Annotated in this window: 16 protein-coding genes; 2 read left to right on the top strand and 14 right to left on the bottom strand. The window is 34.7% G+C overall.

The genetic code is table 11. The features are described 5' to 3' along the window. Positions 1 to 8 precede the first annotated feature (8 nt). The 5 genes from mutS to ACS3UD_RS05660 all read right to left on the bottom strand — a co-directional run bounded on the left by mutS (position 9) and on the right by ACS3UD_RS05660 (position 7,056). On the bottom strand, positions 9 to 2,633 hold the full coding sequence (mutS, locus tag ACS3UD_RS05680) for a DNA mismatch repair protein MutS (protein WP_308137399.1): 2,625 nt from the start codon (positions 2,631 to 2,633) through the stop codon (positions 9 to 11). 55 nt (positions 2,634 to 2,688) lie between these two features. After that, positions 2,689 to 4,119: a tRNA (N6-isopentenyl adenosine(37)-C2)-methylthiotransferase MiaB gene (gene miaB, locus ACS3UD_RS05675; protein WP_308137400.1), complete on the bottom strand. Its 1,431-nt coding sequence runs from the start codon at positions 4,117 to 4,119 to the stop codon at positions 2,689 to 2,691. Between the two features lie 212 nt (positions 4,120 to 4,331). Then, positions 4,332 to 6,563: a ferrous iron transport protein B gene (feoB, locus tag ACS3UD_RS05670; protein WP_308137401.1), complete on the bottom strand. Its 2,232-nt coding sequence runs from the start codon at positions 6,561 to 6,563 to the stop codon at positions 4,332 to 4,334. 48 nt (positions 6,564 to 6,611) lie between these two features. Continuing rightward, positions 6,612 to 6,833, bottom strand: a complete 222-nt coding sequence (locus tag ACS3UD_RS05665; RefSeq protein WP_308137402.1) for a FeoA family protein — start codon at positions 6,831 to 6,833, stop codon at positions 6,612 to 6,614. A gap of 10 nt (positions 6,834 to 6,843) precedes the next feature. Continuing rightward, positions 6,844 to 7,056, bottom strand: a complete 213-nt coding sequence (locus ACS3UD_RS05660) for a FeoA family protein (RefSeq protein WP_308137403.1) — start codon at positions 7,054 to 7,056, stop codon at positions 6,844 to 6,846. A 228-nt stretch (positions 7,057 to 7,284) separates the two neighbouring features. Between ACS3UD_RS05660 and ACS3UD_RS05655 the strand changes: the two genes are divergently transcribed. Together ACS3UD_RS05655 and ACS3UD_RS05650 are read left to right on the top strand one after the other, a co-directional pair. Further along, positions 7,285 to 7,632: a YmaF family protein gene (locus ACS3UD_RS05655; protein ID WP_308137404.1), complete on the top strand. Its 348-nt coding sequence runs from the start codon at positions 7,285 to 7,287 to the stop codon at positions 7,630 to 7,632. A gap of 106 nt (positions 7,633 to 7,738) precedes the next feature. Beyond that, positions 7,739 to 9,325, top strand: a complete 1,587-nt coding sequence (locus ACS3UD_RS05650; protein ID WP_308137405.1) for a peptide chain release factor 3 — start codon at positions 7,739 to 7,741, stop codon at positions 9,323 to 9,325. Between the two features lie 77 nt (positions 9,326 to 9,402). Here ACS3UD_RS05650 and ACS3UD_RS05645 read toward each other — a convergent pair whose 3' ends face one another. The 9 genes from ACS3UD_RS05645 to ACS3UD_RS05605 form a co-directional block, all read right to left on the bottom strand. Beyond that, positions 9,403 to 10,380, bottom strand: coding sequence for an acyl-CoA dehydratase activase (locus tag ACS3UD_RS05645; protein ID WP_308137406.1), 978 nt, complete (start codon positions 10,378 to 10,380; stop codon positions 9,403 to 9,405). Then, entirely contained in the window at positions 10,361 to 11,458 is a 1,098-nt protein-coding gene (locus tag ACS3UD_RS05640) for an acyl-CoA dehydratase activase-related protein (protein WP_308137407.1), read from the bottom strand. Before ACS3UD_RS05640 ends, ACS3UD_RS05645 begins: the two co-directional genes overlap by 20 nt. After that, complete coding sequence (locus ACS3UD_RS05635) at positions 11,430 to 12,350, bottom strand: acyl-CoA dehydratase activase-related protein (RefSeq protein ID WP_308137408.1); 921 nt, start codon at positions 12,348 to 12,350, stop codon at positions 11,430 to 11,432. Before ACS3UD_RS05635 ends, ACS3UD_RS05640 begins: the two co-directional genes overlap by 29 nt. A gap of 75 nt (positions 12,351 to 12,425) precedes the next feature. Further along, positions 12,426 to 13,853 carry a Na+/H+ antiporter NhaC gene (gene nhaC / locus ACS3UD_RS05630; RefSeq protein ID WP_308137409.1) on the bottom strand — a complete coding sequence of 476 codons (1,428 nt, stop codon included), beginning with the start codon at positions 13,851 to 13,853 and terminating at the stop codon, positions 12,426 to 12,428. A gap of 212 nt (positions 13,854 to 14,065) precedes the next feature. After that, the gene (locus tag ACS3UD_RS05625; protein WP_308137410.1) at positions 14,066 to 15,406 is read right to left on the bottom strand and encodes a sigma-54-dependent transcriptional regulator; all 1,341 of its coding nucleotides are present in this window, start codon (positions 15,404 to 15,406) and stop codon (positions 14,066 to 14,068) included. 1 nt (position 15,407) lies between these two features. After that, entirely contained in the window at positions 15,408 to 17,390 is a 1,983-nt protein-coding gene (locus ACS3UD_RS05620) for a transporter substrate-binding domain-containing protein (protein ID WP_308137411.1), read from the bottom strand. 109 nt (positions 17,391 to 17,499) lie between these two features. Then, on the bottom strand, positions 17,500 to 17,964 hold the full coding sequence (locus ACS3UD_RS05615; protein ID WP_308137412.1) for a pyridoxamine 5'-phosphate oxidase family protein: 465 nt from the start codon (positions 17,962 to 17,964) through the stop codon (positions 17,500 to 17,502). A 24-nt stretch (positions 17,965 to 17,988) separates the two neighbouring features. Further along, positions 17,989 to 19,134, bottom strand: a complete 1,146-nt coding sequence (locus tag ACS3UD_RS05610; RefSeq protein ID WP_308137413.1) for an MFS transporter — start codon at positions 19,132 to 19,134, stop codon at positions 17,989 to 17,991. Positions 19,135 to 19,161: 27 nt separating this feature from the next. Further along, positions 19,162 to 19,668, bottom strand: coding sequence for a GNAT family N-acetyltransferase (locus ACS3UD_RS05605; RefSeq protein ID WP_308137414.1), 507 nt, complete (start codon positions 19,666 to 19,668; stop codon positions 19,162 to 19,164). Positions 19,669 to 19,684 lie beyond the last annotated feature (16 nt).

Here is a 19,684-nt window from a genome sequence, read left to right as displayed (position 1 = left end):
GCACCTCCTTAAATGTGTTTGGCTTTTTCAATCAGCTCGTTTAAAAGAGTAAAAGCCTTTACAGGAGTTATGTTGTTAATATCAATATTCTTGATAGTTTCCGTCAAATCCTTGTATTCTTTATTTAGGCTTTTTTCAATAGGATCGGCCTGAAACATGGAAACCTGAAAATTATCTGTAATACGGTTTTTTTTCTTTTTTGTAAATGGTTTATTAATATCACTGTCGTCAAGCTGTGCTAATATTTCTTTTGCTCTTACAACAACTTCATCCGGAAGTCCCGCAAGATTTGCAACCTGTATACCATAGCTTCGATCTACGCTTCCTTCTGCTATTTTTCTCAAAAATATTATTTTGTCATCAGCTTCCTTTATGAGAATTCTATAATTCTTAACACTTTTTAATTTGCTTTCCAGTTCAGAAAGTTCATGATAATGTGTGGCAAACAATGTTTTTGCCTTGATTTTTTTCGTTATGTATTCCACAACGCTCCATGCGATGCTCAATCCGTCATAGGTGCTTGTGCCTCTTCCTATTTCGTCTAAAATAAGGAGGCTGTTTTCCGATGCATTGTTCAGTATGTTAGAAACTTCGCTCATTTCTACCATAAACGTACTTTGTCCCTGTGATAAATCATCCGATGCGCCCACGCGGGTAAATATCTTGTCTAGTATGCATATTTCCGCTTTTTTAGCAGGAACAAAGCTTCCTATGTGGGATAGAAGTGCAATCAGTGCTACCTGTCTCATATAAGTTGATTTTCCTGCCATGTTAGGCCCTGTAATGATGGACATTCTGTGCTCGCTTCCATCAATATAAGTATCATTAGGAACAAACATCTCATTTTTCATAATTTTTTCAATTACAGGATGTCTTCCGTCAGTTATTTTTATGTAGCCTTTACTATTCATCTCCGGCCTGATGTAGTTATTTTTAACTGCTGATATAGATAGGGAATTTAAAGTATCAATAACGGCAATGCTGTAAGCAGTCTGCTGTATTCTGACTACATGTTCCTTTACGTGCTGCCTTATTTGTAAAAACAGCTCATATTCAAGCTTCATCATCTGTTCGTCAGCATTCAGAACCTTAGCTTCCATTTCTTTAAGTTCCGGTGTAACGTATCTTTCACAGTTAGACAGTGTCTGCTTTCTTATATAATTGTCTGGAACAAGGTTCAAATATGATTTTGTTACCTCCAGGTAGTAGCCGAATACCTTTGTATAACCTATCTTTAAATTTTTGATACCAGTGTCTTCTCTTTCTCTGTTTTGTAGTTCAGAAATCCAGTTCTTGCCGTTTACAGTTACTTCGCGTATTTCATCAAGCTCAGCATTATATCCTGTTTTAATAATACTGCCTTCCTTTACTGACAGAGGTGGGTCATCAACTATTGATTTGTCAATTAACTGGTATAGTTCCTCCAAGGTGTCGAAACCTTCATGAATATCTTTAAACATTTTTGATTTTAGAACTGATATTTCTTGTTTAAGATCCGGAAGGTTTGAAATAGATTGTTTCAGAGCGTTTAAATCTCTGCCGTTGCAGTTTCCATACACTATTCTGCTTATGAGCCTTTCGATATCATAAATTGTTTTCAAATATTCTTTAATGTTATTGGATACCATTACATTGTTATAGAGCTCTTCCACAGCATCTAGTCTGTTATTTATTATATTAATATTCTTAAGAGGCTCTTCAATCCATTTTTTCAGCTGTCGTCCGCCCATTGCAGTACTTGTATAGTCAAGCACATTATAAAGAGTACCTGGCCCTTTTTTCCCTCTAACTGTTTCAGTAAGCTCAAGATTTTTTCGAGTGCTTGAATCAAGGTACAAATATTCTCCTACACTATAAAAATGAAGCTTATTCAATTGCTCCAGAGAAGTTTTTTGTGTTTTGTACAAATAGCTGATAAGCATTCCAAGAGCCATAACTGCATAATCATTGTCAGAAAGGCCGAAAGAGTCCAAAGATATTACATTAAAATGATTTAATATGACTGACTTATATTCGTTGTAGCTCAACATTTCTGTGCAACTCAACATCGAATCTATTGAATCAATGCCTGTAAATTTATTTGAGACTATTTCTGAAGGGTTAATCTTAAGTATTTCTTCTTTTAGTAAATTGTATCTTTTATTGCTGTCTATATCAAAATCATTCAAGCTTATGTTTTCAGTTACATATAAATCGCCGGTAGAAATATCTGCATAGCACATACCGAAGCCCTTATCTATGTATGTGCAACAAAGATAATTATTGCTTTTTTCATCAAGCATGTTCTGATCTATTATTGTTCCAGGAGTAATTATTCTGACAACATCTCTTTTTACAATTCCTTTTGCTTGGGAGGGATCTTCCATCTGTTCACATATAGCAACTTTGTATCCGCTTTCAATCAGCTTTGGAATGTAGCTGTCTACTGCATGGTGAGGCACTCCGCACATTGGAGCTCGCTCCTTCTGTCCGCATTCACGCCCTGTGAGTGCAATCTCCAAAACCTTGGATGCAGTCAATGCATCATCAAAGAACATCTCATAAAAATCACCGAGCCTGTACAAAAGTATGCAATCAGGATATTGCTCCTTAATGCTCAAATACTGTTCCATCATTGGTGTATATTTTGCCATAATACTGCTCCCTTATTTATACAGGATTTGTGCTATAGCACAAATCCCGCAAGCTTTAATCCGATATTTCGCCTTCCATATGGAAGGTCTTTACGTTTGTAATTTTTACGTTAACTATTTGACCAATCAAATTATTATTGCCTTTAAAATGAACCAATCTAAAATGCTCGGTTCTGCCGGTAAGAAAATTTTCACTGTTTTTGCTGACAGATTCAACTAAAACGGGATAAATTTTTCCTATGCATTGAGAATTTTTTTCAAGCACAATAGGATAAAGTGTATCCAGCAGCTTGTTAAAGCGTTGGTGTTTTATGCTGTCAGGTATCTGGTCATTCATTTCGGCAGCCTTAGTCCCTTCTCTTACAGAATATAGGAATGTAAATGCCGAATCATACTGTACTTTCCTAACAACATCAACAGTTTCTTCAAAATCCTGTTCAGTTTCTCCGGGGAAGCCTACAATTATATCGGTAGTAATTGCAACGTCAGGAATTTCCGTTTTTAGCTTTTCTACAAGGTTTAAATAATGTTCTTTAGTATATTTGCGGTTCATCCTTTTCAAAACTACGTTGCTTCCGGATTGTATTGGTAGATGTACATGGTTACAAATTTTCTTGCATTCCTTTATGACTTTTATTAAATCATCTGTCAAATCCTTTGGATGAGAGGTCATAAATCGAATTCTTTCTATGCCGTCAATATTGTTTAATTCATATAGAAGTTCTGCAAATGTAAAAGGATTATCAAGGGTAAGCCCGTAAGAATTAACATTTTGACCGAGAAGTGTAATTTCCTTACAGCCATCTGCTGCTAAGGTCTTAACTTCATTAATAATTTCTCCAGGTTCCCGGCTTTTTTCCCTGCCTCGAACATACGGCACTACGCAGTAGGTACAAAAATTATTGCAGCCATAAGTTATGTTAACCAGAGCCTTGTACTTAAATTTTCTTGTTTTTGGCATGTTTTCATATATTAAATCAGAATTTTCTATAATGTCAACACTTTTTTTCTTATTTATCTCAGCGTCATAAATCAATATAGGAAGCTCCTGAATCGTATTAGTGCCAAATATAATATCAACAAATGAAAATTGTTTTAGGAGTTTCTGTCGTATCTCTTCTTTTTGCATCATGCAGCCGCATACTGCAACAAGCATGTTTTCTCTATTCCTTTTTAATCCCTTTATTTCTCCCAGCTTGCCAAAAACTTTCAGTTCAGCGTTTTCTCTTATAAGACATGTATTTAATATAACCAGATCAGCATTTTTCTCATCAGACGTTTCTTCATATCCGATTGAAGTTAGCATACCTGCTATTTTTTCTGAATCATGCTCATTCATCTGGCATCCATAGGTTAAAATATTATATGTTTTTTTCTTTCCGTTCATAATAAAGAACTGCTCATTGTTATTTCTCAGTTCAATTATTCTATCGCTTGAAAGCTTTGTATCTTCGGTATTTACTGCATCTATATTATTTTTCCTCATGTTCCTCCAACTTTCTGTTTTAACATTGTTATATCTTGAGTATTATATCATTTTACTGCTTTTTGTTCAATAAAAAAAATGGTACTGCAAATATTTGTTCGAAAAATTGAGCAAATAAAGTATATGTAAAGAAAATAAAAGCAGCAAATAAAGGTAATTTTATAAGCTGCTTTAAGGTTGGTTATAATTAGTTAAATTGATTATTTATCATATTATGCAATAAGCATCCCCAAATTGTATATTAAGAACGCTGCAACATATGCTGTAAGCATTTGTATACCAACAGCCGCTCCTGTTGCTTTCCAAGTTTTCAGTTCTCTTTTCATAGCTCCTACCGCTGCAAAACATGGCATGCACAGGAGGTTAAATACCATGTACGCATATGCTGCAGCATCCGTTTTAATATCATTCTTCATAGATACAAGAGCATTTTCATCTGCTCCTTCAAATAATATTACTTCAGAGTAAATGTCAAAAGCTGCTTCTGGATCGTATTCTCCGCCTTCAAAACCCAATTCTTCCAATTCATCACTGCTGTAATGCGAGAAATATTCTTCCAAGTATTCAGGAGTTACATCATCATCATACAACTGTGCAAATGTAACGACAACCATTTCTTTTGCAATCCAACCAGTTACAACGCCAACCGTCGGTCGCCATTCGCCGAATCCCAGTGGTTTGAAAATTGGGGCAATGGCGCCACCGGCAGATGCAAGAAAGCTTTCATCCATTTCTGCCATAACACTTTGATCTCTATTGTTTTCAGCATTAACACCGTTAAATGAATTTGCGTTAAAGTTGCTTAATGCCCATATGAATATGGTTGATATGAAAATAACGGTTCCTGCCTTTATTGCAAATCCTTTAACTTTTTCCCATCCATGGATTGCAATACTTTTTAGGGTTGGAAATCTGTACTTTGGCAGCTCCATAACAAAATTTGAAGCAGAAGATTTATAAACAAGTTTATTTATTATAAGAGATACAATAATAGCAACCACTATACTGAGCATGTAAAGAGAGTAAGTTATTAGGGTTTTATTTCCTCCTACAAAGAAAGTAGAAACAAACATTGCAAAAATCGGAAGTTTTGCTCCGCAAGGCATAAATCCCGTAATAATAGTTGTGATTTTTCTGTCCTTTTCAGTGTCCAGCGTTCTTGTTGCCATAATTGCGGGAACACCACATCCAAATCCCATCAAAAGGGGGATGAAAGATCTTCCTGAGAGCCCGAATTTACGAAAAATTCTATCCATTACGAATGCAATTCTGGCCATGTATCCGCAGTCTTCAAGAAAGGAAATCAATATATAAAGCACCAGTACCAAAGGAATAAAACCTACGATGGCACCAAGCCCTTCTACTATACCATCCATTACGAGAGAATAAACCCAAGGTGAGGCATTTGATACCAGCACATCCATACCCGCTGCAACATATCCCCATAATGTTTCCGCAACTCCTGCCAGCCAAATTCCGGGGCTTGGCAATCCCTCAACAAATAAAAAGCTTTCACTGAATGTTGTTGCGAACATTAAGTACATAACAACCGCAAATATTGGGAGCGCCAGGAATCGGTTTGTTAATATCTTATCTAGTTTGTCTGATTTTGTTTCCACATGGTAAGACTTTGATTTTATAACAGTTTCTTTTACAACTTTGGTAATATACTTATATCTTAAGTCTGCTATTTTTGCTTCCGTATCTCCATCCGCATATTGTTCTGCTTCTTTTAAAATTACCTCTACTGCAGGTTTTTGAACTTCTGTAAGCTCATCTGTTACAATTTCATCATTTTCAACAATTTTTATGGCTTTCCAATATGTTTGAGTGTTTTTTTCTATAGCATCAGCTGGTTTTTCAATCCCTTCAGAATCGTAAAGTATTTCATAAACAGCATCTATTGCCGAATTTATATTATCATCGAATAATTTTAAATCATTTGCAGAAATATTGTCTTTCGCCACTGAAATTGCTGCTTTCATCAAAGCATCTATACCTTTTCCTTTTTTTGCAACTATAGGAATTACAGGTACTCCAAAGATTTCTGAAAGCTTTTTACAATCTATCTTCATTCCGATTGCATCAACTTCATCCATCATATTCATTGCAATAACCATTGGTATTTTGGTTTCGATTATCTGCATTGTAAGGTAGAGATTTCTCTCGATATTTGTGCCATCCACTATGTTAATTACTGCATCAGGTTTATTTTTAACAATGTAGTCTCGGGCTATAATTTCTTCAGCCGAATAGGGCGATAAAGAATAGGTACCCGGCAAATCAAGAATATTTATTTCCTTTCTTTTTTTGTATGTACCTTCTTTTTTGTCAACTGTTACACCCGGCCAGTTTCCCACATGCTGCTTTGAACCGGTGAGCTCATTAAAAAGAGTGGTCTTTCCGCTGTTTGGGTTACCGGCAAGCGCTATTGTATAATTCATAACGTCCTCCTTGTTTATTAAGTAACATTTATTTGCAAAATACTCCTGTTAAATTTCAACAAGTATATTTTGCGCTTCGTTCTTTCTTAAGCTTAACTCGTATCCCCGTATATTTATTTCTATTGGATCTCCCAAAGGTGCAACCTTAATTACTTTTATTGACGTGCCGGGAGTCACTCCCATATCCATTAGCCTTTTTCTCATAGGTCCTTTCTCACCTATACTTTTGACAGTACCAATTTGGCCTGGCTTTAAATCTCTTAATGTCATTTTTCCCTCCTTATTTAACCATAATTAATGAAGCTAAACCCTTGTTGAGAGCAACCTTTACTCCCTTTACTAATAAGATCAGCCCGCCTTGATTTTCTCCAATCACTTGAATCCTTTCGCCTTTAACAAGCCCCATATCCTGCAGGCGTCGTTTCATATCATCTTTTCCTCTGTAACCGAGCACTTCTATGGTGTCCCCTAATGCAACCATGGCTAACGACATAACTACCTCCTAAAGTAAATGATAATGATTATCAATCTCTCAGTTAGTATAATCTAACCTCGTACTGTTGTCAATAGTATAATTGATAATCATTATCAATTATTTTGTTTTTTTATATAACATATAAAGAACAATAAAAATATATTGTCATATTATAGTAATAGGAATAAATTCCTCCTTAAAAATCAAAGGATAAACAAACTAAAATTATAAGGGAGTTTGATTTATATGCTTTTTAATAGAAATTGCAGATGTGGAGAAGAAATTATTCAGCACGTACACGATGCGCAAGGATATACGAATTTGGCAGGGCAAAGAGGATGCTGCCACAAACATTGTTTTAATGCTTCAACAGGACTAGCAATTCCCTGCGGGAACAGCCATGTGCATGAAGTTTACTTTGTTACGGATATAGTAGAATGCCATTGTCATAAAATTTGCGGAAAAACCGGGCCTGCGATTCAAACAGGATGTGGCAACCACATACATCTTATAGAGGGGTGCACGACAACTAACGACTGTCACAGACATGGAGTTGAGGTTGCAACATGCATTGAAGAAAATATAGAGTGTTAAAACGAGCGGAAAGCGTTGCTTTCCGCTTTATATATAAAAAAAACTTTATATTTTTGCCTAAATGATGTAAAATAACTAGAAGATTAGAAATTAGGAAGGAACATGAATGAATAATATAGATTTAATTAATAAAAGAAGAATTTTTGGAATCATTTCTCACCCTGATGCAGGTAAAACAACATTGACGGAAAAATTGCTGCTTCACGGAGGCGCTATTCGTGAGGCGGGCACTGTTAGAGCGAGAAAAAATTCTAAATTTGCAAAATCTGATTGGATGGAGATTGAAAAACAGAGAGGTATCTCTGTTACATCTTCTGTAATGCAGTTTGAATATAATGATAAAGTTATTTCAATAATGGACACTCCGGGGCATAATGATTTTGGAGAAGACACTTACCGAATATTGACTTCAGTTGACAGCGCAGTTATGGTTATAGATGCTGCTAAAGGTATAGAGACTCAGACAAAAAAACTGTTCCAGGTTTGTAGCATGAGAGGAATTCCTATTTTTACGTTTATTAATAAGCTTGATCGAGAATCTAAAGACCCTTTAGAACTGATGCAGGAGCTTGAAGACGTTTTAGGGCTTCTTTCAGTGGCAGTTACATGGCCCATAGGTTGTGGAAAGGAATTTGAAGGAGTATATGACAGATTAAGAAATTCTGTCTATCTTTTCAGAAAGAAAGAAATAATCCATCTAGATGAAGATGGAGTCAATTCAAGTAAGCTTGAAGGGTATATAAGTCCTTCTAATCTTGAAAATCTGAGATATGCAATAGAGCTTCTTGACGGAGCTGGTAATGAATTTAATATTGAACAAGTTCAGAGCGGAAAACTTTCTCCCGTATTTTTTGGTTCTGCTCTTGCAGATTTTGGAGTAACAGAGTTTTTGGAGCACTTTCTTCAAATGTCGCCTCCACCGTCGTCAAGAAAAACAACAAACGGTATTATTAAGCCTACCGATGAGGTTTTTACAGGATTTGTATTTAAAATTCAAGCAAATATGGACCCAAATCATCGCGATCGTCTCGCCTTTCTCAGAATATGCTCTGGAACATTTGTGAGAGGAATGAATATAACTCTTACAAGGACAGGAAAGCAAATGAAACTTAGTCAGTCTACCCATTTAATGGCTAATGAGAGAGAAACAGTTGACACTGCTTATGCCGGAGACGTTATAGGAATATATGATTCGGGCAATTTCCAAATTGGAGATACCTTAACAAATGGAAAGGAAAAAATATTATTTGAGCCGCTTCCTACATTTCCTCCAGAATTTTTCTGCAGAGTAAGCGCCAAAAATTCTCTTAAGGGAAAGAATTTTCAGAAGGGAGTAGACCAATTGGCTCAGGAAGGCGCAATCCAAGTTTACAGAAATGAATATAACGAAGTAATAATAGGTGCTGTTGGAGTCCTTCAGTTCGATGTTTTTCAATACAGGCTGACTAACGAGTACAATACTGAAATTCGTATGGAAAATATAGAATTTTCTGTTGCAAGATGGGTTAAGACAGATAATTCGGACACCCTAAAAAAATATCAGAATACAAGATGCATGCTTGTATTTGATCACTATGACAGACCTGTTCTCCTATTTACAAATCAATATGCTTTGAGAAGTTTTCAAGATAGAAATGAAGATGTTGAGTTAATTGAAGCTCTTGATATAATTGATGAAATAGGTAATCAGTAATAGAAGATTAGATATAAAATAACAGACAATTTGTGCAATATAAAACCAGAGATCGATCTCTGGTTTTATATTTTGTTCTATGCAAGAAGATCTTTTGAAGTATGCTGAAGTTTGTTGCACCATTTGCCGCATCTATCACCAAAATACCCTATTATGTTATTGTTTTCAAATATTTTCACTACTTCACAACTGTTTGAACATCCTTCACATTCCATGCTTCTTGAAAAAATATTTTTATCTGCAAGCTCAAATCCTCTGAAATTTGTTTTGCCTGATTTTTCTACGGCGAACTTTGCCATGATGGCGGCACCGATAGCTCCCATCATGTTGTAATGCTCGGGAACAAAAATCTCAAATCCTAAAGCATTTTCGAAGGATGCCTTCATTCCTCTGTTAGCGGCTACCCCTCCTTGAAACAGAACTTTTGGAAATATTGCTTTTCCTTTTGCTATGTTATTCAAATAATTTCTCACAAGAGCATCGCACAATCCTCTTATTATCTCCGGCTGATTGTAACCTAGCTGCTGTTTATGTATCATATCTGACTCTGCAAATACAGCGCATCTCCCCGCTATCCTCACAGAGGAAGTTGCTCTTAAAGCATATTCTCCGAATTCTTCTATATTTATATCCAGCCTTTCGGCTTGCCGGTCAAGGAACGATCCTGTTCCTGCTGCGCATACCGTGTTCATAGCAAAATCAGAAATAATACCGTTATTGAGAAGTATTATTTTTGAATCCTGTCCACCTATTTCAATTATAGTTCTAACATTTTTATGAGTTTCCAAGGCGGCAGTTGCATGAGCTGTAATTTCATTTTTAGCTGCATCGGCTCCTATTATGGAAGCTGCAATTGCTCTGCCGCTGCCTGTTGTTCCTGCTGCGGCTATATCTCCTTTATGATATTTATTTTTTAATATTTTAAATCCATCCTGAATTGCTTTAATAGGGTTGCCTTTTGTTCTAAGATATATTTTTTCTGTTACGTTAAGGTTCTCATCCATCATAACGAGATCGGTACTTACTGATCCGACATCAACACCCAGATAGTGCATTTTTTCTTCTCCTTTCAAGTAAATCTATAAAAGCCTCCATTCTTGTTATATAACCTGCTTCTCCGTCCATGTCATCTACGATCAAGGACATTACAGGAAAATCCAAATCTTTTGAAATTGTTGGAAGAACTGCTTTGCTGACAATTTCCGGCATGCAGCCCATGGGTAAAATTTGTATTGCCCCATCAAATCCATTTTTGCTGGCGGTTACGGCTTCACCTATACATTCAACTGCATGTCCGCCGATGCCTATAGGTATATATTTCTTGGCATTTTTACGTATTTTTAACGAGTTTATTTTTAAAGGACTAAGAGCAGCATTTTTAACCCACCAGCTTGGAGTAAGCTTTCTGCTCGAGGAAACCCCGTAATCCATAAGTTTTTCTTCTATATAAAAATTTGAATAAGGTTCAATTATGGTGTAAATTTCTCCGATAATTGCTATTTTTAAAGGATTTTTATTTATATCGACGGATAAGTGATTTAATTTTTGATTATATTGATTCATAATTTTTATCATACTGTAAGCATTATCACATTCCAATGTATCTTTTTTGCATTCAATAAGAAGGTTTTTGCATTCTCCTTTGTTTCTTTCAAATCCAGCATACATATGGGCTGTTTCCTCAATTTCATCCATTAAATTTAATACCTTTAATGCATTTAATAAGGCATTTATTTTTTGAATAGTATTTTTTTTGCTTTCAGATGATATTTTATGGATTCTTCTATAGAGTTCCATCATTCCTATATCTTTTGGATAATCAATAACAATAAAATTCATATTATAGCCCATACTTTTCAATAAATTCATTTGGAGCTCACAATATTCTCCGAACCTGCATGGCCCGCAGCTTCCTGCCAAAATTATGGTATCAGCTCCCTTTTCAATAGCATGGATATAATTACCTATCATTAGCTTAAAAGGCAGGCATATTTCTTCGGGTGAATGAAGTGAACCTATATCCAAGTCTGTTTTGCTGCATTTTGGAGGAATAACATATTCTATCCCTAAACCTTCAAACAGAGCCTTGGCTGCAATATATATATTACCCATTTGTGGGAATGTTGCTTTCATGTTTGGTTCTCCTTTCGAGCATATCGCTGAATGCTTCTATTCTTGTATCAATGCCTGCTTCCCCTGTGTGCTCGTCAAGCTTTAATATCAGCAGAGGAAAGTTCCCTATTTTATCCTTTATGAGTTCTATAATTATAGAATCTATTCCACAATTAAAAGACGATATATATATTATCCCGTCAAACCTTTTTTCTTTGACTGCATTTATGGCAAAGCCATAGTTTTCCCTTGCGTAGGTCCAAAAAGGTCTTTTATATAAATTATTGATTTCCATATTTATCAAAAAATCATTAGTAAATTCCATGGTTTCTACGGAAATTCCAAGCTTGTCAAGTTTAGCTGCCAAATTCATATTGCTGAAATTATCATAAACATTGTAAGGGTGGCCTACAAGTGCTATTTTAATATCATGTTGATTACTGTTTATTCCCGTTCTGTGTTGACTTTGAACTTCATACGCGCATTTAAAAGCACGCCTTATTTTGAAAATATCTGAAGTTACATACTTGCCGGCAGTTTTAGCCCATTTATACAAAGAATTTTTTGAATAAGCATAAATCGGCTCTGTTATTGCCGGAGGCATACCAGCAATGCTATTGAGCACCATTTCCGGAAGGCCGCAGAATTTTGGACAGATATATTCGTTTTTTTCAAGTTGCATAACTCTTGGTATAACCATTAATTCACATTTGTTTTTAATAGATGCTACATGGCCATGAAATATTTTAATGGGAAGACAAGCCTCATCTACGCAGTGTTTTACTCCTAGATCTAAAATGTTCTTGTTGGTGTCTTCTGAAACGACTACATTTGCTCCAAGCTCAGTGAAGAATGTAAATAAAAAAGGATTATATTTGTAATATAACAACCCCTTGGGAATTCCTACTATCATATTACCTCCAAATAAAAAAATATCACAAATTACAGTATTTCCATAATTTGTGATATTATTCTTATTATTAATATGTTATTCTTCTACGCTTACTTCGCCTATAACTGTGTCTGGATCATCTGCTAATTTGTATACAAACACGCCTAAGAATCCAAATATAATAACTACGATTGGCATCATATAATTAAATACTGCATAAGGAGCATATTCTACTGCAGAAACCCCTAATACACTATACAGGAATGCAGCGCATGTATTCCATGGTATAAGTGATGAAGTGACAGTTCCGCCGCCTTCCAGTGTACTTGAAAGCATTTTAGGATGAAGTCCTTTTTTCATATAAGCCTGATGGTACATTCTGCCCGGTAAAACTACTGAAATATATTGCTCAGGCATAGTTGCATTGGAACCTATGCAGGTTAATACTGTTGTTGCAATTAGTCCGCCTGTTGATTTAACCTTTTCTAATATTTTATTAACGATAACTTCCAACTGGTTGGTTTTTTCCATTATTCCGCCGAACATCATAGCTATTATGGTAAGAGAAATAGAATACATCATTCCGCTTAATCCTCCGGCAGTAAGAAGTTCATCAATTATTTCAACACCTGTTTCTGAAGTAAACCCATCGTAAGCTGCAGTTAAAATTGCACCAAAGTCTGCTCCTTGGAATATAACTCCTTCAATTCCCCCTATAATAATACCGATTACTATACCCGGAATTGCCGGCAATTTAAATGCCATTGCAAGGATAACCGCAAGAGGAGGAAGTAAAAGCAGCGGTGAAATGTTAAAGCTTGATGATAAACCGTCACGTATTGCTGTTATGGACGTAACATCTGAAGATGTACCAGAATATTGAAATCCTAAAATCAAAAATGTTACAAGAGCAATTACATATGCTGTTACAGTTGTGGGAAGCATTGCCTTTACGTGAGTAAATACGTCAGTTCCTGAAACTGCAGGAGCAAGGTTTGTAGTATCTGACAGTGGTGACATTTTGTCGCCGAAATATGCTCCGGAAATTATTGCTCCGGCAGCTACGGGAGCAGGTATTCCCAATCCCTTTGATATTCCCATCAGTGCTATTCCTATAGTGCCTGCTGTACCCCAGCTTGTACCTGTTGCCAGTGATGTAATTGAACATATAATAACAGTGGCAACCAGGAAAATGCTCGGTTTTAAAATGGCAAGCCCGTAATAAATCATGCTTGGAACAACACCTGCTAACAACCATGTACCTATAAGAACGCCTATGATGGCCAGTATAATTATGGCTTGCAGAGCTTTATAAATACCGTCAAACATTGACTTTTCAATTTCATTCCATGAATAGCCCAATCTGAATGCTATTAATACAGAAAACAAAGTTCCTATCAACATTGGGATGTGGGGATTAGCTTCGTATTTAGCTATGCCTATTCCCATTACAATAATTAAAAATCCAAAAGAAAGCAAAGCTTCCCATAAGTAAGGTTTTCTTACAACCTTTTCTTGTTTCATTAATATACCTCCAAGTATTTAATAAATTATTTCACATATAACATTCAGCAATTACCATGCCAGTTTTAGACAAAATTCGCTAAGTTAACGTATACCCGACTTGTAGCAACGCTTTCATAAAATTAAAATAACTTGAAATATTTAAAAAAATATTTCAAGTTATTAATTTGGGCAATTTTTTTCCATGCGAGTGAAATTTTTTGCCTACTTTATTATTTTAGGCCGTATTCTGCAATTTTATTAAAAAGTTGTCTTCTGCTTATGTCCATCATTTCTGCTGCCTTAGTTATATTACCGTTGCACTTTTCAAGAATGTACTTAATATACTTAGTTTCTGCAATTTGTCTTACATCTTTCAGTGTCTTTACTTCGAGGTTTTCATCTCGAAAAATTCTTAAATCAGGAAGGTCAGCTTTTCTGATAGTACCGTTTTCGCTTAATACAACAAGTCTTTCAATAATGTTTTTCAATTCTCTTATGTTTCCGGGAAAATCGTAAATAATTAATGATTCTATTAAACCATCTTCTATTCTACTTATTTTCTTTTTCATTTCTTTTTGTGCTTGATTAAGAAAAAAACGAATTAATTCAGGTATATCCTCTTTTCTTTCTCTAAGAGGAGGCACCTCTATGGTAATAGTATTTATACGGTAAAATAAATCTTCACGAAATTTACCGTCCTTGATTTCTTCGGACAGCTTTTTATTTGTCGCACTTACGAGGCGAATATCTGCATAAATACTTTTGTTGCTTCCTATTCGTTCAAATGTCCTGCTTTCCAAGACTCTTAAAAGCTTTACTTGTGTATTCAGCGAAAGTTCTCCTATTTCATCCAGGAAAAGAGTACCGTTATCGGCTTCCTCAAATCTTCCCACACGTTTTTCTATTGCTCCTGTGAAGGCGCCTTTTTCATGTCCAAATAATTCTGATTCCAAAACACCTTCTGAAAAAACTTGACAGTTTACAGCAATAAAATTTTCATTCTTTCTTCCGCTCGTCTGATGTATATACTTAGCAATAACTTCTTTTCCCGTTCCGGACTCTCCAAGTATAAGAATGTTGGAATTGCTTGCAGCAGCTTTCTCTGCTATTTTAAGCATGTTCTTAAATTTAGCATTATTGGAATCAATTAGATAATCAAAATTATTAAGTTTCGCGCGTATTGCCCTATTGCTGTTTTCCAGAGTTTTAATTTTTACGAGCTTCTCTATTTCTTTGAGTATTACTTCGGGGTCACTTCCTTTTATGAAATAGCTGAATGCTCCAAGTTTCATGGCGTTTACGGCAGAATCAATCGTACCAAAGCCTGTTACTATTATTACTTCTGATGGTATATTGCTTTCTTTTAAATATTTTAAAAGCTCAATTCCATCCATACCGGGCATTTTCAAATCGGTAATAATCAGATCAAAGCTTTGCTCCTTAACTATTGATAAGCACTCTTCAGCAGATATTGCTACATATGTTTCGTATCCTTTATCTTCAAATATAATTTTATAAACATCTCTGAAGTCTTCTTCGTCATCGACAACCAATATTCTAAAATCAACCATTTTATTTTTCCTCTAATTTAAATTTTAATTTAAACTCTGTTCCTTCGCCTGCTCTGCTTTCAACACTTATTTCTCCGTTTATTTTTGAAAGCTCATTGTAGACTATGAACAAACCCAATCCTGTTCCATTACCGACATTCTTTGTGGTAAAAAACGGGTTAAATATGTGTTCTAAATTATGTTTTTCAATTCCTTGTCCGTCATCTTTAAAAATTATATATAAATAATTTCTGCATGTACTGCAGCTGATTGTTATAGTTCCTCCATATGATACGGCATCAATTCCATTTGACAAAAGGTTTAATATTATATGCGTAAGAGATTCCAGCCTTGTGTAAAATTCTATACTGTCATCACATATAACAGTGACGTTAACATTTTTAGCTGTTATGGATTCTTTTTCCAATGCAATAATGTCATTAATTGTTTTCTTTAGTGGTATACACTTAATATCATCATTTTTTCTTGAAAAATTAAGGAGGTTTTCAACCATCTTACTTGCGCGAAGAACTGCGGATTCAATGCTTGTTAAAGCCTTATCCATCAATTCATCTCTATAAGGCATCCTGCTTTTAAGTACATATGAATAGTTTCTAATTATTCCTAAAGGATTTCTAATTTCATGAGCTAAACCTGATGCCAGCTGGCCGACAGCTATCATTTTATTTTGCTGCAGCAATTGTGTTCTGCTTATTATTTCGTTTGTATTATCTTCTATCGATATAAGAAGTCTGTTTTTTTCGGATTCAAGAACAGTAATATAGTAATTATAGTGCCTGCCGTTAAACACTGTTTCACTTACCTTATTAATCAGTTTTATATCAATTGTATCAAGAAGCGGAATATTATTGTAGCTGCATCCTATAAGATCATATTTGTTTTTATGAAGCATATCAGTAAATGATTTATTTATGTATTCAATGCGTCCGTATTTATCCAAAACAATTAAAAAATCAGACAATGCATCGAAAGTTAGTTGAAGGTCGTTCTTGCTTTTCGTAAGCTCAATGGTTCTTTTTTTTACCTGCTTTTTTAAAAAATAGGTCCATATAGAAATCCATCCCGCTATAGCTGCAAGAAATAACAATACTATTATCAGTAGAAACATAACCTGAGCATTTAATCTGTCTTTATGCACCGGTGTTGAAAGGCCAAACCATTTTTGCTGAATTTTAGGCGCGAAATCACTCTTTTTTAAATCAAGTATGGCTTTATTAAGAATGTTCACCAGTTCGGGCTTTGACTTGGTTACCCCTATGCATATATCCAATTCATACAGTGGTTCGCTCAATATATTAATTTTATCTTCTATGCTTAAATCACCCATAAAATATATAATTATGGGTTCATCACCGATTATTGCATCAACTTCTCCTCTAAGGAGTTTATTAATGGCTTCAAGATAATCAACGGTAGTGATGATTTCAGCATCCGGCATGTTATTTGCCGTATAACTGGCGGCATAATCACCGGCTTCTATTGCGATTTTGTGTCCGTTTATATCTGATATATTTGTGATTTCATTGTTATCACTTCTGGTTATAACTATTGCTCTGAGCTTGTATATACTTTTTGTAAATGACAGATATTCTTCCCTTTCTTTACTTTTAAATAATTCTATCATATCGGATTCGCCGGACACAACACTTTGCACTGCTTCTTCCCAAATTTTCGGAACAAATTCGATCTGAGTATTTAACTCGATGGACAATGCTGACACATAGTCCAGTATGAATCCTTTATACCTGCCGGTATATTTATCTTGGAACGAAAACGGAGGTGCATTATTATCAGTACAATAATATAATACACCTTTTTCATCCAGATACTCAGTTTCCTCTGTTGAAAAGTCCTGCGAGTATTTTATATATTCATAAATATTTAAGTCATAGACAGTTTTAATAAATTGATTAACTGCAAAAGTAATTACAGAAGAAGAAATCAATATCATTAAAAAAATCCATTGTTTTTTTGAATTATGCATGATATCCTCGGAAACTAAAAAATTATTATTTACTTATTATTACCATTATTAAAAATTATACCACATATGTGAGAGCCGCAACAGTATATTCAAGATTAATATATTCTTATTATTTCTGCGTTTTTCCTGTAACATGATCTATGCTTATTTTATAAACTTTTGCTGAGTTTTTTGCTTTATCTATGTACTCCAGTCCCTTATCAAGATAGTCACCAGAATATTTTTTAATTAATTCCACAAGCGCATTATATTTTTCTTCTTCGCAGGCTTCAGAGGCTTTTCCGAACAAAATTACACTTTTGTAATTAGTATCAAATTTTTCAGGCAGTAATTCAACATCATGATATACGCAAAATGAAACTTTGCTGCTATTTTTTATGTTACTAAGCTTTTGTCCGTCCTTTGCACAGTGAAAATAAATGCTGTTGTTTAAATAAACGTAGTTTAAAGGTACTCCATATGGATATCCATTTTCACATATTGTAGATAGTATTCCTACTTCGCCCCTTTTTAATATTTCTATACTTTCTTCAGCAGACATTTGCTTGTCTTTTCTTCTCATTTTATGAAACATATCGTTTTCCTCCAAAAATATAATTTAACTTTTTTTTACTGACAAAACATTAAACCATTTATTCATTGTAAGCAACATAACCGCAAAAGCTGCAGAGCTAACTATAAAAGGAAGAGCTATATTATTTTGAAAAAGTAGTCCTGCTGCAACAGGTCCGATAATTGTTCCTATGTTTCCCGCCATTGTGTATTTACCGATTGCTGTACCTCGTGATTCCATAATATCAGATGAAAACATTCCTTTTAATGAAATATCAAGCAAGACTACGGCTATGCAATAAACTGTCCAGAAAATGCCAAATGTGTAGATATTCTTAATAGCTGTAAGAACAATTAAACATAAAACAAGCATAATAAGTGATGTTTTAACTGCTCTATACCTACCGATTGTATCACTGATTTTTCCGAGCTTTTCATAAGCAAATGCAATTACAACTGCCGGAATTAAAAAAGCAATTCCTGTTTCCAGCAAATCCGAATTAAATTTATTGGCTATGTACAAAACAAATATTGATGAAACAATACTTGTAAAAATCTTAATTATTAAATTTAATATTAATATATTTTGCTTTAAAAAATTAAAATTAAATTTCGTATTAGTATAATCATATTTTACATTTTTAATAAAAATAATTGAATATATTGTTGAAATGAGTGCGGCTGCCGAACAAATTTTAAAGATATAAGACCAACCATCCATGAAATCAGAGTAATTAAATATAATGAAGCAAAGGGCCACACCTACAAGGCCTCCTTTTTCTTCATATCCGCCGATTTTTCCATAATTATGTCCCAGGTTGTTGTTCAGGTCAGCCACCATACTGAAGCATGATATACTGAGGCATACACCTGCTATAGATTGAAAAACGCGTGCTGTGTAAAGATGACCTATATCTTTGGAATAGGAATATAGCAAATATGATAATGCATATAGCAGCAGCCCTGCTATAAGTACGGTCTTCCTTCCATACCTATCTGATATTCTTCCTACATAAAGCCTCATTAAAACTAAAAAAAATGAAAAAATGGAAAAGAGCCCTGTAATTTGTACTGGTGTATATCCAAGACTCATTGTATACATTGGAAGAAGCAAATCCATGAATGTCAAAGGTAATGACACTAAAATTAATGGAATTGCCAGTCTGTCTATCGATCCATTAGTGTTGTTCATAAATACCCCCGAAACCTTAAATTATAATTAAAATAATAGTTTTCCCATTAAATATTCGTTGCAGTATTTTTTGTCTATTAATATAGACATTTCTTTTGTACCTTCAAGTTTAAAACCTAACTTATTGTACAATGAAAGGGCTCTCTTATTGTGGCTTACAACCGTAAGTTCAAGCCTTTTTACATCGTTTTCTGATGCCCACAGAAATACTTGATGAAATAATTCACTGCCTATTCCCCTTCCGCAATATTTCTCAAGAATTCCTACAACTATGACGGCAGAATGCTTAGTCCTGATAAATTTTTCTCTTACAGCAATAATAAACCCTATTATGCTTCCGTTAATTAAAGCAACATAACATGCATCCTTATTGTTTATAATACTTTGGATATTATTTCTTACAAGATCCAGATCTAGTATTCGTTCCCCTTTCTCATACAGCATATATCTGGCTTCATTATCAAGAGTATTAAGAAAGCGGCAAAATTCTTGCGTATCTTCAACAGTTCTTTCCCGTATTTCTACATTTGTCATAGCATCCTACCTTTGT

Source organism: Sedimentibacter sp. LTW-03 (assembly GCF_052059825.1).
In the GTDB taxonomy this organism is placed as follows: domain Bacteria; phylum Bacillota; class Clostridia; order Tissierellales; family Sedimentibacteraceae; genus Sedimentibacter.
Note: the sequence above shows the minus strand (reverse complement) of the source record. Positions and strands in the feature narration are given on the sequence as shown.

Bases quoted from the DNA above. Each gene is read 5' to 3' on its own strand.
- mutS (WP_308137399.1), bottom strand. From the start codon at position 2,633: ATGGCAAAATATACACCAATGATGGAACAGTATTTGAGCATTAAGGAG.
- miaB (WP_308137400.1), bottom strand. From the start codon at position 4,119: ATGAGGAAAAATAATATAGATGCAGTAAATACCGAAGATACAAAGCTT.
- feoB (WP_308137401.1), bottom strand. From the start codon at position 6,563: ATGAATTATACAATAGCGCTTGCCGGTAACCCAAACAGCGGAAAGACC.
- ACS3UD_RS05665 (WP_308137402.1), bottom strand. From the start codon at position 6,833: ATGACATTAAGAGATTTAAAGCCAGGCCAAATTGGTACTGTCAAAAGT.
- ACS3UD_RS05660 (WP_308137403.1), bottom strand. From the start codon at position 7,056: ATGTCGTTAGCCATGGTTGCATTAGGGGACACCATAGAAGTGCTCGGT.
- ACS3UD_RS05655 (WP_308137404.1), top strand. From the start codon at position 7,285: ATGCTTTTTAATAGAAATTGCAGATGTGGAGAAGAAATTATTCAGCAC.
- ACS3UD_RS05650 (WP_308137405.1), top strand. From the start codon at position 7,739: ATGAATAATATAGATTTAATTAATAAAAGAAGAATTTTTGGAATCATT.
- ACS3UD_RS05645 (WP_308137406.1), bottom strand. From the start codon at position 10,380: ATGCACTATCTGGGTGTTGATGTCGGATCAGTAAGTACCGATCTCGTT.
- ACS3UD_RS05640 (WP_308137407.1), bottom strand. From the start codon at position 11,458: ATGAAAGCAACATTCCCACAAATGGGTAATATATATATTGCAGCCAAG.
- ACS3UD_RS05635 (WP_308137408.1), bottom strand. From the start codon at position 12,350: ATGATAGTAGGAATTCCCAAGGGGTTGTTATATTACAAATATAATCCT.
- nhaC (WP_308137409.1), bottom strand. From the start codon at position 13,853: ATGAAACAAGAAAAGGTTGTAAGAAAACCTTACTTATGGGAAGCTTTG.
- ACS3UD_RS05625 (WP_308137410.1), bottom strand. From the start codon at position 15,406: ATGGTTGATTTTAGAATATTGGTTGTCGATGACGAAGAAGACTTCAGA.
- ACS3UD_RS05620 (WP_308137411.1), bottom strand. From the start codon at position 17,390: ATGCATAATTCAAAAAAACAATGGATTTTTTTAATGATATTGATTTCT.
- ACS3UD_RS05615 (WP_308137412.1), bottom strand. From the start codon at position 17,964: ATGTTTCATAAAATGAGAAGAAAAGACAAGCAAATGTCTGCTGAAGAA.
- ACS3UD_RS05610 (WP_308137413.1), bottom strand. From the start codon at position 19,134: ATGAACAACACTAATGGATCGATAGACAGACTGGCAATTCCATTAATT.
- ACS3UD_RS05605 (WP_308137414.1), bottom strand. From the start codon at position 19,668: ATGACAAATGTAGAAATACGGGAAAGAACTGTTGAAGATACGCAAGAA.